Source organism: Cellulomonas sp. ICMP 17802, from assembly GCF_041295535.1.
Taxonomy (GTDB): domain Bacteria; phylum Actinomycetota; class Actinomycetes; order Actinomycetales; family Cellulomonadaceae; genus Cellulomonas.
The window spans coordinates 1-12,175 of the sequence record NZ_JBGFQZ010000050.1; the positions used below are offsets into that span (position 1 = coordinate 1).

Below are 12,175 nucleotides of genomic sequence, written 5' to 3' on the forward strand. Positions count from 1 at the left end.
GAGAAGCCACCCCTACGGGGGTGGCTTCTTCTGTTTCCCAGGAAAGCAATTGTGCGCGCAACGTCGGGCGTATTGATCACCATGAATCACCGCAGTGTCGTCCCCGCTCCGCCCATTCGGCGCGGCCCCACGGCCGCCGTTCGGCGTCCGGAGCAGGGGATGAGACGATGGGGCGGTCGATCGCGACGAGGAGAGCACACAGATGAACAGCGAGAATCGTGCCGGCGGCACACCTGACGACCGTGGTCGGTCGGGTGGAGCGAACCGTGGCCGACCCGACGGCGGACACAGCTCCGCGCGTGGTCCCCGGGATTCGCAGGGCCGAGGCTCAGCCCCGCGGTCCGGCTCGTCCGACCGTTCCGGCGCCCCGCGCTCGAGCGATCGTCCGCGTTCCGACGGTTCTCGCGACTCGCGCGGCGCTCGGCCCGCGTACGGGGCCGGCGACGACCGGGGCGGACGCCCCTCGAGCGGTGCACGTTCCGGCGACTCGCGCGGAGGCCGGCCCTCGTCCGGCGGCGACCGTCCGTCCTACGGTGACCGTTCCGGTGGTGGGCGGTCCTACGGCAGCCGTCCGTCGGGCGACCGTCCCTCGTACGGTGACCGCTCCGGTGGCGGCGACCGCAGCCGCGGTGGCGAGCGTCCCTCGTATGGTGACCGTTCGGGTGGTGAGCGGTCATCTGGGAGCCGCCCCTCGGGTGACCGTCCGTCCTACGGCAGCCGCCCCGCGGGTGACCGTCCTTCCTACGGCAGCGGTCCGTCCGGTGATCGCCCGTCGTATGGAGACCGGTCCGGTGGCGGCGACCGTGGCCGCGGTGGTGACCGTCCCTCGTACGGTGACCGCTCCGGTGGTGAGCGGTCCTCTCGGAGCCGCCCCTCGGGTGACCGTCCGTCCTATGGCAGCCGTCCGTCCGGAGATCGTCCGTCGTATGGTGACCGGTCCTATGGTGGTGACCGTGGCCGCGGTGGCGAGCGCCCCTCGTACGGTGACCGGTCCGGTGGTGACCGGTCCTATGGCAGCCGTCCGTCGGGCGACCGTCCGTCCTATGGCAGCCGTCCGTCGGGCGACCGTCCCGCCTACGGGAGTCGTCCGTCCCCTGACCACCCGTCCTACGGTGACCGGTCCGGCGGTGAGCGGTCCTCCGGGAGCCGCCCCTCGGGCGACCGCCCGTCCCATGGCAGCCGCCCCGCGGGTGACCGCCCGGCCTACGGGAACCGCCCCTCCGGCGACCGTCCCTCGTACGGGAACCGCCCCTCCGGCGACCGTCCCTCGTACGGCGACCGCTCCGGTGGCGACCGTGGCCGCAGCGACCGTCCTGCGTACGGCGACCGCTCGGGCAGCCGCCCGTCGGGCGACCGTCCGGCCTACGGCGACCGTCCCGGCGGCGACCGTGGCCACGGCGGGCAGCGTGCGTCGGGCGAGCGCTCGAGCTACCGGCCCTCGGGTGACCGGCCCGGCGGCGACCGTCCGCGCAGCGACCGTCCGAGCGGCGAGCGTCCAGGCGGCGAGCGGCGTGCGTACGGCGACTCGGGCAGCCGGCCGTCGGGTGCCCGCCCGACTTCCGGCGACCGCGGTGGTCGCGCGCCCTCCGGGGACCGGCCCGAGCGCTCCGGTTCGGGTCGTCCCCCGGCGGGCGGGAACCGGGCGGACCGTCCGGCCACGGGCGATCGTCGGCCCCCTGCCGGTCGCTCCGGCCACGACGGTGCGCGCGGCGGCTACGCCTCGGCGCCCGACCGTCGCGAGAGCAGCGACGACCGGCGTCTCACGCGCCCGCCGCAGGAGGAGCGCGTCGTCGCGCCCGAGATCCCGGACGAGGTCGTGTTCAGCGACCTCGACCGGTCGGTCCGCGGGCGGCTGCGCACGCTGAGCAAGGAGAACGCCGACGGCGTCGGTCGTCACCTGGTGATGGTCGGGCGCCTGCTCGACACGCAGCCGGAGCTGGCGTACGAGCACGCGCAGGCGGCGGTGCGTCGGGCCGGACGGGTCGACGTGGTCCGTGAGGCGGCCGGCCTGGCCGCCTACCGCACGGGCCGGTATGCCGAGGCGCTGCGGGAGCTGCGGACCGTGCGCCGGCTCAACGGCTCGTCGGAGCACCTGGCGATCATGGCGGACTGCGAGCGGGGGCTCGGTCGACCCGAGCGCGCGCTCGCCCTGGCGCAGGAGCCCGAGGCGGACACGCTGGACGCGGACGCCGCGATCGAGCTCGCGATGGTCGTCAGCGGCGCCCGGCTCGACCTCGGCCAGGCCGAGGCGGCCGTCGCGTCCCTGTCGACACCCGCCGTGCGGGCAGGCACGGGCCTCGTCGCCATCCGCGTGGCCCAGGCGCGCGCGGCTGCGCTCGAGGCGGCCGGCCGGTCCGACGAGGCGGCGGCCGAGCTGGCCCCGTACACGCAGGACCAGCTCGACGAGGCCTCCGGCGACGTCGAGGTCGAGGACGAGGTGCTCGCGTTCGACCTCAGCGAGTTCGACGAGGACGGCGAGTACGACGAGGACGACGAGTCGGACGAGGACGAGGGTGCCGCTGAGGCGGTCGCCGACGACTTCGCCGGCGAGCTCGGGCGCGACGACGACGCGGCCGACGACGCCGACGCGTTCGACGACGAGGCGGACGAGGACGCGGGAGACCCCGACCGGCCGCTGAGCGACGGCGACGACGTCGTGGCGTCGGAGATCGCGACCGAGGACGACGAGGACGGCGCCGACGACCGCGCGCTCGAGGAGCCCGAGGCCCTGCTCAGCGGGCGCGGGTCGGACGAGCCGGAGGGCGGTCGGTGACGGGCGGTCTCGTCGGGTCGTCGACCCCGCCGGCCGACCGGTTCGACCTCGCGCTCGTCGACCTGGACGGCGTCGCCTACCGCGGGCACGACCCGATCGACGGCGCGGCCGAGGGGCTGACGACCGCGCGCGAGCGGGGCATGCGGCTGGTGTTCGTCACCAACAACGCCTCCCGGGAGCCCGAGTCGGTCGCGGACCAGCTCACGGACCTCGGGATCGTCACGCACGCCTCCGAGGTGATGACCGCGGCGCAGGCTGCCGCGCAGCTGCTGCGGACGCGCCTGCCGCGCGGCGCCAAGGTGCTCGTCGTCGGAGGCGCCGGCCTGGTCACGGCCGTCCGTGCGGCCGGGTACCAGGTAGTGCACTCGGCCGACGACGAGCCGGCGGCCGTCGCGCAGGGCTTTGCGCCCGAGGTCGGGTGGCACGAGCTGGCGGAGGCGGCGTACGCCGTCGGCCGCGGCGCGTGGCACGTGGCGTCGAACCTCGACCTCAGCCTGCCGACGGCGCGCGGGTTCGCGCCCGGGAACGGTTCGCTGGTCGGGGCCGTGCAGGCCGCGACCGGCGTCGTGCCCGACAGCGCGGGCAAGCCGTCGCCGACGATGTACCGCATGGCGGTGGAGCGGGTGGGAGCCCGCGAGACGCTGGTGATCGGCGACCGCCTCGACACCGACCTGGCCGGCGCGCGGGCGGGCGGCTACATCGGTCTGCACGTGCTCACCGGCGTCAGCTCGGCGCGCGACGACGTGCTCGCCGCCCCCGGCGAGCGCCCGCACCTGATCGGTGCGGACCTGCGGTCGTTGCTGGTCGCCCACCCCGAGCCCCAGCAGGGCGCGGACGGCTGGTGGACGGTGCGGGAGGCCTCGGCCCGGGTGGTCGGCGGCGCGCTCGAGATCGGGCGCGGGACGCCCAGGTCCGTCGAGGACCACGTCGACGTCGTGCGGGCCGCGTGCGCGGCGGCGTGGGCGACCGTCGACGGCGGCGGCGAGGTCGACCCGGGCTCGGTGCCCGAGCTGGCGACGGGCCCCGCCTCCGACTGACCCGGTTGTGTGTGGCGGCCGAGCGGTCTCGCCGGCGGCAGGTAGCGTGGGCGCGGTCCCGTTCGTGCGCGGCCTCGCCGCGGCGGGTCCGCCCGGTGGCCGGGACCGAAGGACGACGAGAGCGCTGGAGGCGGTGCAGTGAGTCAGGACGGAACGCCGGTGACGGCGACCCACCCCGACGGTTCGACGACGACGTCCGACGACGCCGTCGACGAGGCGCTGTCGCGGCTCGCCGGTCTCGAGGACCAGCCGCTGCGCGCGCACGTCGGCGTCTTCGAGGCCGTCCACGGCGCGCTGCAGGACCGGCTCGCGGACACCGAGGGCTGACCGCCGGTGACCACACGCCTCGACACCGAGCTGGTGCGGCGCGGGCTGGCCCGCTCGCGTCGGCACGCGGGGGAGCTGATCGCGTCCGGCCGGGTCACCGTCGACGGTGCGGCCGTCTCGCGCAGCGCCGTGCAGGTGACCGACGAGCGCGAGGTCGCGGTCGAGCCCGACGACGACCCCGGCTACGCGTCCCGCGCCGGCCACAAGCTCGCGGGTGCTCTCGACGCGCTCGGTGCGGACGGCCCGGTGGTCGCCGGCCGCCTGTGCCTGGACGCCGGCGCGAGCACGGGTGGGTTCACGGACGTCCTGCTGCGGCGGGGAGCGGCCGGGGTGGTCGCGGTGGACGTCGGGCACGACCAGATGGTCGACGCGCTGCGGGACGACCCCCGCGTCGACGTCCGGGAGGGCGTCAACGTCCGGTCCCTGAGCCGCGGCGACGTCACGCCCGCCCCCGGGCTCGTCGTCGCCGACCTCTCCTTCATCTCCCTGACCCTTGTGCTGCCCGCCCTGGTCGACGTGGCCGCGGCGGACGCCGACCTGCTGGTCATGGTGAAGCCGCAGTTCGAGGTCGGTCGCGAGCGGCTCGGGTCGGGCGGCGTCGTCCGGCTGCCGGAGCTGTGGGTCGAGGCGGTCGCCGGGGTGGCCCGGACGGCGGCGGACCTCGGGTTCGGGGTGCTCGGCGTCGTGCGCAGCCCCCTGCCCGGACCGAGCGGCAACGTGGAGTTCTTCCTCTGGCTGCGGCACGCCGACGACGGCTCCGGCGTCGAGGTCCCGGTCGAGAGCATCACCGCCGCCGTGCTCGAGGGCGAGCGATGAGCCGGCGCGCGCTCGTCGTCACCCACGGGGGACGCGAGGAGGCCGTGCACGCGACCCTCGACGTGGTGCGCGAGCTCGAGCGGGCCGGCGTCGAGCCCGTGCTGGCCGCCGAGGACGCCGTGGCCGCGGACCTGCCGGCGTTCGAGCTCGCCGTGGTGCTCGGCGGCGACGGGACGATCCTGCGGGCCGCCGAGCTCACGCGGGGGACGTCCGTGCCCCTGCTCGGCGTCAACCTCGGGCACGTCGGGTTCCTCGCCGAGAGCGAGCGCGACGACATCGGCGAGGCCGTCCGCCGGCTCACGGCGGGGGAGTTCGAGATCGAGGAGCGCGGCACGCTGGACGTGCGGGTCATCCGGCCCGACGGGGGCGTCGGCACAGGGTGGGCGCTCAACGAGGCCGCGCTGGAGAAGGTGAACCGCTCGCGCATGCTCGAGGTGCTGCTCGAGGTCGACGGCCACCCGCTGTCGTCGTTCGGGTGCGACGGGATCGTCTTCGCGACCGCGACGGGCTCCACGGCGCACGCGTTCTCGGCCGGCGGCCCCGTGGTGTGGCCCGACGTCGACGGCATGATCCTGGTGCCCCTCTCCGCGCACGCCCTGTTCGCCCGTCCGTTGGTGGTCGGCCCCCGCAGCCGCCTCGCCGTCGAGGTGCTCGAGCGGTCGCCCGCGGCGGGGCTGGTCACCATGGACGGCCGGCGCCGGCTCGAGGTGCCCCACGGCGCCCGCGTCGAGGTCACCCGCAGCGACGTCCCCGTGCGGCTCGCGCGGCTGACGCCGGCGCCCTTCACCACGCGGCTGGTGCACAAGTTCGGCCTGCCGGTCGACGGCTGGCGCGGCCGGCCCAGCGCCCCGCGGCCCACGTTCCCCGACAGCTCGGAGGCGGCGCGGTGATCGAGGAGATCCGGATCGAGAACCTCGGGGTCATCGGCCGCGCGCACGTCGAGCTGGGCCCGGGCCTGACGGTGCTCACGGGCGAGACGGGCGCGGGCAAGACGATGGTGCTCACGGCGCTCAACCTGCTGCTCGGCGGCAAGGCGGACCCGGCGACCGTCCGCGTCGGGTCGTCGTCCGCGGCGGTCGAGGGTCGGGTCGTGCTGGCGCCGGGCGCACGGGCGCTCGGGCGGGCGCAGGAGGCCGGCGCCGAGCTCGACGACGACGGGACCCTGGTGCTCCTGCGGACCGTCGGGGCCAGCGTCGACGGCACCGCCGGACGCTCGCGCGCGGTTGTGGGCGGTCGGTCGGTGCCTCAGGGGCTGCTGGCCGAGCTGGCGGACGAGCTGGTCACGGTGCACGGGCAGGCGGACCAGGCGCGACTGCGCTCGCCGGCCGTGCAGCGCGAGGCGCTCGACGAGTTCGCCGGGGCCGGCCACGGGGAGCTGCTGGGGCGCTACCGCGTCGCCTGGGCCGAGCGGGCCCGGGTCGACGCGGAGCTCACCGAGCTGGTGGACCGGGCGCGCGACCGCACGCGGGAGGCGGAGCTGCTGCGGCTGGGCCTGGCGGAGGTCGAGCGCGTGGACCCGCAGCCCGACGAGGACGTGACGCTCGCCGAGGAGGTCGACCGGCTCTCGCACGCCGAGGACCTGCGGACGGCCGCGGCGGGGGCGCACACCGCGCTCGTCGGCGGCGACGACGCGACCGACGAGGCGGCCGCGGTCGGCACGATCGAAATGGCGAGGCGCCTGCTCGAGCACGAGGGCACGCACGACCCCGCGCTCGCGGCCTTGGCGACCCGCGTGGCCGAGGCCGGGTACCTGCTGGCCGACGTGTCGACCGAGCTCGCGGCCTACCTCGAGGACCTGCAGGCCGACCCGCTGCGCCTCGACGCCGCCCAGCGTCGCCGCGCCGAGCTGGGCAGCCTGACGCGCAGCTATGGCTCGACGGTTGCCGAGGTGCTCGCCTGGGCGGACACCGCGGGCCGCCGCCTGCTCGAGCTCGACGGCGGGGACGAGCGCATCGAGGCGCTGCGCGCGGACCGCGCCCGCCTGGACGGCGAGCTCGACGCGCTCGCGCAGCAGCTGACCCGTGGCCGCCTGGACGGAGCCGGTCGGCTGTCGGCCGTGGTGTCGGAGGAGCTGGCCGGCCTGGCCATGGGCGGCGCCGAGCTGCGCGTCGTCGTCGAGCCCGCGGACGCGCCGGGCCCGCACGGGGCCGACCGGGTCGAGATGCTGCTGGTGCCGCACGCCGGGGCCCCGGCACGGCCGCTCGGCAAGGGTGCCTCCGGCGGTGAGCTGTCGCGGGTGATGCTGGCCATCGAGGTCGCGCTGGCGACCGCGCCGGGCGCCACCCGGCCCGGAACGTTCGTGTTCGACGAGGTGGACGCGGGAGTCGGCGGCCGGGCCGCGATCGAGGTCGGGCGGCGCCTGTCCTCGCTCGCGCAGGGCAGCCAGGTGCTCGTCGTGACGCACCTCGCGCAGGTCGCGGCGTTCGCCGACCGGCACCTCGTGGTGACCAAGTCGACCGCCGACGGGGTCGATGTGGTCACCGAGTCGGACGTGCGCTTGGTCACGCGGGACGACCGCGTCCGCGAGCTGGCCCGCATGCTCTCCGGTCAGGAGGACTCCCACGCCGCGCGGACGCACGCCGCAGAGCTTCTCGAGCTCTCGGCCGTGGGACGATGAGCGGCGATGAGAGCCTCCCTACGCAGACGCACCGCCCTGCCCGAATCCGGTGACACCACCGGTCCGGCCCGTGTCGACCCTCGCACCAAGGCGCTGACCAAGCGCCTGCGCCCGGGCGACATCGCGGTCATCGACCACCTGGACCTCGACCGTGTCTCGGCGGAGGCCCTGGTGGCGTGCCAGCCTGCGGCCGTCCTGAACTCGGCCCGCTCGACCTCGGGCCGGTACCCGAACCTGGGCCCCGAGATCCTGGTCGCCGCGGGCATCCCGCTGATCGACGACCTCGGCGCGGACGTGATGGCCGTGACCGAGGGCCACCGCCTCCGCGTGGTCGACGGCGCGGTCTACGACGGGGACACGCTCGTCGCCGAGGGCGTGCTGCAGACCGCGGTCACGGTCGAGGCGGCCATGGAGGAGGCCCGCGCCGGCCTGTCCGTGCAGCTGGAGTCGTTCGCCGCGAACACCATGGACTACCTGCGCCGCGAGCGGGACCTGCTGCTCGACGGTGTCGGCGTGCCCGACATCTCGACGGTCATCGACGGCCGCCAGGTGCTCATCGTGGTGCGCGGGTACCACTACAAGGAAGACCTGGTCACGCTGCGCCCGTACATCCGGGAGTACCGGCCGGTGCTCATCGGGGTCGACGGCGGGGCGGACGCGATCCTCGACGCCGGCTGGAAGCCCGACCTCATCGTCGGCGACATGGACTCGGTCTCGGACCGGGCGCTGACCTGCGGGGCCGAGGTCGTCGTGCACGCCTACCGCGACGGGCGCGCGCCGGGCCTCGCCCGCGTCGAGCAGCTGGACGTCAAGCACGTCGTGTTCCCGGCCACGGGCACCAGCGAGGACGTGGCGATGCTGCTGGCCGACGACAAGGGCGCCGAGCTCATCGTCGCCGTCGGCACGCACGCCACGCTCGTCGAGTTCCTGGACAAGGGGCGGTCCGGCATGGCGAGCACGTTCCTCACGCGCCTGCGGGTCGGCAGCAAGCTCGTCGACGCCAAGGGCGTCTCGCGGCTGTACCGCAACCGGATCTCCAACCTGCAGCTCACGCTGCTCGTCCTCGCCGGCCTGCTGGCCCTCGGCGTCGCGCTCGCGTCGACCGCGGCGGGGCAGACCCTCATCGGCCTGCTGGGCGCCCGCGTCGACGACATCACCTCCTGGGTGAGCGGACTCTTCGGATGATCCCCGCCCCCCGCACCCTGCACCTGGTCCCGGCTCGCGCCGGCGACGGACCCGACGGAGACCTCGCACCGTGATCGACTTCCGCTACCACATCGTCTCGCTCATCTCGGTCTTCCTGGCGCTGGCCGTCGGCATCGCGCTGGGCGCCGGACCCCTCAAGGAGACGATCGGCGACACCCTCACCGGCCAGGTCGAGCAGCTGCGCGCGGAGAAGGACGCGCTGCGCGCCGAGCTCGACACCACGTCGGGCGACCTCAAGGACGCCGAGACGTACATCGACGCGGCCGGCCCGCAGCTGCTCGACGGGACCCTCACGGACCGGCGGGTCGCCGTCGTGGCGCTCGGCAAGGTCGACGAGGCGACGCGGACCGCGATCGACGACCGGCTCGCGCAGTCGGGTGCGTCGGTGACGGCGCACGTGACGCTCGAGGAGACCTGGTCGGACCCGGACGCGCGCACGTTCCGGCAGGCGCTCGTCGGCCAGCTGCTCACCTACCTGGACCCGGTCCCCGCCGCCGACGCGGGCGTCGAGGGCGAGCTCGCCTCCGCGCTGGTGCAGTCCCTGGTGACGGCGGACCCGACCAACCCCGACGCGCTCTCCGACGACGCCTCCGTGCTGCTCCAGCTGCTCTCGTCGAGCGAGAGCGACAGCCCGCTGGTCACCGTGGCCGACCCTGTCACGGTCCCGGCCGACGCGATCGTCGTGGTCGGCGTGCCGATCACCCCGCCGACCGCGGACGCGACGCCCAGCCCCGAGCCGTCGGCGTCGGTCGTCGCCGCGCAGCTCGCGGTGGTGAGCGCCGCGCAGCAGCTCTCGTCCGGTGCCGTCCTGGCCGACGGACCGCGCGGCAAGGGCAGCCTGGTGGACGCCGTCCTGGCGGACCAGGACCTGGCGGCCGCGGTCGCCACGGTCTCGGGCACCGAGCTGGTCACCGGGCAGGTCAACGTGCCGCTCGCGCTGGCCGCCAGGATCGCCGGGACCGTCGGGCACTACGGGTTCGGCGACGGCGAGACGCCGATCCCCGAGGCCGTCACGCTGCCGCCCGTCGACCGCACGCCGCGCGTGCCCGACGGCGCGTCCGGCGGGACCGAGGGATGACGGTCGGGCTGCTGCGTCGTGCGCTGGCCGGGCTGGCCGCCGGCACCGTGACGTCCGTGGTGCGCGGCGTGCTCGACGGCCAGGCCCCGGGCGGCCAGGCGCGCTGGGTGCGGACCAACCACCGCGGCGAGCCCATCAGCCTGCTCGAGGGGCCGGCCGTCGCCGCCGGGCTGCTCGCCGGCGGCCTCGTGGGCGCGCCGTCGACCCGCGGCGCGGTCGCACTCACGGTCGCCACGGCGTCGGGCGCTTCCTTCGGGCTGGTCGACGACCTCGGCGAGGACACCGCGTCCCGACGCAAGGGCCTGCGCGGCCACCTCGGCGCGCTGGCGCACGGCGAGCTGACCACCGGCGGCCTCAAGGTGCTGGGCATCGGCGCGGGCGCGCTCGTCACGGCAGCCGTCGCCACCCCCACGCACCGGGCCGACGGTACCCGGCGGTCGGCGGTCGGCTGGCTGGCGGACGTCGCCGCGTCCGGCGCGCTGGTGGCGTCCAGCGCCAACCTGCTCAACCTGCTCGACCTGCGGCCCGGCCGCGCGCTCAAGGCGGCCACGCTGGTCGCCGCGCCCCTTTCCCTCGCGCCCGGCGACGGTGCGGGCGCCGCGACCTCGGTGCTGGGGGTCGTCGGCGCCGCGATGGACCAGGACCTGGCCGAGGCCGACATGCTCGGGGACGGCGGCGCGAACGCGCTCGGCGCGACCCTGGGCACGGCCGTGGTGCTCAGCGCCCCGCGGCCCGTCCGGCTCGCGGTGCTGGCGGTGGTGGTCGGGCTCACCGTCGCCAGCGAGAAGGTGAGCTTCACGCACGTGATCGAGCGCACCCCGGTGCTGCGCGAGATCGACGCCTGGGGTCGACGGCCCGTCGACCCCCCGGTGGACCGGTCCGCGTGAGCCCGGCCGCGCGGCGCACGCTCGCCGGGCTCGGCGGCGCCGCCGCGATGATCGCGGCCGTCACCGTGCTGAGCCGCGTGCTCGGGTTCGCGCGCTACCTGGTGCAGGCGCACGCGTTCCACGACGGCAGCATCGGCGGCGTCTACAACGCGGCCAACACCCTGCCCAACGTCCTGTTCGAGGTCGCCGCGGGCGGTGCGCTGGCAGGGGCGCTGGTCCCCGTGCTGGCGCTGCCCGTGTCGCGCTCGCTGCGCAAGGACGTCGACGCGATCACGTCGGCGACGGTCGGCTGGACGCTGCTGGTGCTGGTGCCGCTCGGTGCGCTCCTCGCGGCCGGCAGCGGGCTCATCGCGTCGGCGTGGCCCGGCGACCTCGGCGACGCCCAGCGGGACCTGCTGCAGTACTTCATCGCCGTGTTCGCCGTCCAGGTGCCGATGTACGGCATCGCGGTGCTCCTCTACGCCGTGCTGCAGGCGCACAAGCGGTTCTTCTGGCCGGCGTTCGCCCCGGTGCTCTCCTCGCTCGTCGTCATCGCCACCTACCTGGTCTACGCGGCGCTGGCGGGCGGCGAGCTCGACGACCCGGCGGCCGTCCCCGGCGGCGCGCTCGCCGTGCTGGGCTGGGGGACCACGCTCGGCGTCGCCGCCATGTGCTTCCCGATGTTCGTGCCCGTCCACCGCCTCGGCGTGCGCATCCGCCCCACCCTGCGCTTCCCCGAGGGCGTCGGTCGACGGCTGGCGGCCCTCGCGTTCGCCGGGGTCGGCTCGCTGGTCGCCCAGCAGCTCTCGGTGATGGTCGCCCTGCTGGTGGCGTCCGCCCGGGGCAACGCCGGGACCTGGTCGGTGTACCTGTGGTCCCAGCAGGTGTACCTGCTGCCGTACGCGGTGCTCGTGGTCCCGCTGGCGACGTCGACGTTCCCGCGCCTGGCGCAGCGGTCCGCGTCCGGCGAGCGCGACGCGTTCGCGCGCATGGCGTCCGGCACCACGCGGGCCGTGCTCGCGGCGGCCGCGCTCGGTGGCGCCGCGCTGGCCGCGGCCGCGCCGGCCGTGACCGACGTGTTCGTCGCGATCGCCGACGGGGGAGCGGGCATGCGGGCGATGACCAGCACCATCACGTGGCTCATGCCGGGCCTGCTCGGCTTCGCCCTGATGTTCCACGCCTCCCGCGCGCTCTACGCCCTCGAGCGCGGCCGGTCCGCCATCGCGGCCAACGTGGCCGGCTGGGGGACCGTCGCCGTCGCGACGCCCCTGCTCGCGGCCGCCTACGCGCCGGCGGGTGGTGACCCCGAGGCCACGCTGCTGGCCCTCGCGCAGGCGAGCTCGCTCGGCATGCTCGTGGGCGGCACGGTCGCCGTCGTCCTGCTGCGCCGCGCCGCCGGTCGGGCCGCCACGGCCGGGCTGGTGCGGGCGCAGGCGGATCGGGTCGACCTCCGCG

10 protein-coding genes are annotated in these 12,175 nt (G+C 76.0%); all 10 read left to right on the forward strand.

Annotated features, from left to right (window positions below; genetic code table 11):
- Window positions 1-1,816: 1,816 nt before the first annotated feature.
- On the forward strand, window positions 1,817-2,773 hold the full coding sequence (locus AB5970_RS18740) for a hypothetical protein (RefSeq protein ID WP_370505467.1): 957 nt from the start codon (window positions 1,817-1,819) through the stop codon (window positions 2,771-2,773).
- Window positions 2,770-3,810, forward strand: a complete 1,041-nt coding sequence (locus AB5970_RS18745; RefSeq protein WP_370505468.1) for an HAD-IIA family hydrolase — start codon at window positions 2,770-2,772, stop codon at window positions 3,808-3,810. Before AB5970_RS18740 ends, AB5970_RS18745 begins: the two co-directional genes overlap by 4 nt.
- A gap of 159 nt (window positions 3,811-3,969) precedes the next feature.
- A complete protein-coding gene (locus AB5970_RS18750; protein ID WP_370505469.1) occupies window positions 3,970-4,137 on the forward strand; it encodes a hypothetical protein in 168 nt (55 codons plus the stop codon).
- Window positions 4,138-4,143: 6 nt separating this feature from the next.
- Window positions 4,144-4,953: a TlyA family RNA methyltransferase gene (locus AB5970_RS18755; RefSeq protein ID WP_370505470.1), complete on the forward strand. Its 810-nt coding sequence runs from the start codon at window positions 4,144-4,146 to the stop codon at window positions 4,951-4,953.
- Window positions 4,950-5,843 (forward strand): NAD kinase, encoded by an 894-nt coding sequence (locus AB5970_RS18760; protein ID WP_370505471.1) that lies wholly within the window; start codon window positions 4,950-4,952, stop codon window positions 5,841-5,843. Before AB5970_RS18755 ends, AB5970_RS18760 begins: the two co-directional genes overlap by 4 nt.
- Window positions 5,840-7,570 carry a DNA repair protein RecN gene (gene recN, locus AB5970_RS18765; protein ID WP_370505472.1) on the forward strand — a complete coding sequence of 577 codons (1,731 nt, stop codon included), beginning with the start codon at window positions 5,840-5,842 and terminating at the stop codon, window positions 7,568-7,570. Before AB5970_RS18760 ends, recN begins: the two co-directional genes overlap by 4 nt.
- A gap of 6 nt (window positions 7,571-7,576) precedes the next feature.
- Window positions 7,577-8,755, forward strand: coding sequence for a putative cytokinetic ring protein SteA (gene steA / locus AB5970_RS18770; RefSeq protein ID WP_370505473.1), 1,179 nt, complete (start codon window positions 7,577-7,579; stop codon window positions 8,753-8,755).
- A gap of 70 nt (window positions 8,756-8,825) precedes the next feature.
- Window positions 8,826-9,854, forward strand: coding sequence for a copper transporter (locus AB5970_RS18775; RefSeq protein WP_370505474.1), 1,029 nt, complete (start codon window positions 8,826-8,828; stop codon window positions 9,852-9,854).
- On the forward strand, window positions 9,851-10,741 hold the full coding sequence (locus tag AB5970_RS18780; RefSeq protein ID WP_370505475.1) for a hypothetical protein: 891 nt from the start codon (window positions 9,851-9,853) through the stop codon (window positions 10,739-10,741). The genes AB5970_RS18775 and AB5970_RS18780 overlap by 4 nt, the downstream gene beginning before the upstream one ends.
- The coding region (murJ, locus tag AB5970_RS18785) for a murein biosynthesis integral membrane protein MurJ (RefSeq protein WP_370505476.1) at window positions 10,738-12,175 on the forward strand (1,438 nt) is incomplete at its 3' end. The genes AB5970_RS18780 and murJ, both read left to right, overlap by 4 nt.

Bases quoted from the DNA above. Each gene is read 5' to 3' on its own strand.
- AB5970_RS18780 (WP_370505475.1), top strand. From the start codon at position 9,851: ATGACGGTCGGGCTGCTGCGTCGTGCGCTGGCCGGGCTGGCCGCCGGC.
- steA (WP_370505473.1), top strand. From the start codon at position 7,577: ATGAGAGCCTCCCTACGCAGACGCACCGCCCTGCCCGAATCCGGTGAC.
- AB5970_RS18760 (WP_370505471.1), top strand. From the start codon at position 4,950: ATGAGCCGGCGCGCGCTCGTCGTCACCCACGGGGGACGCGAGGAGGCC.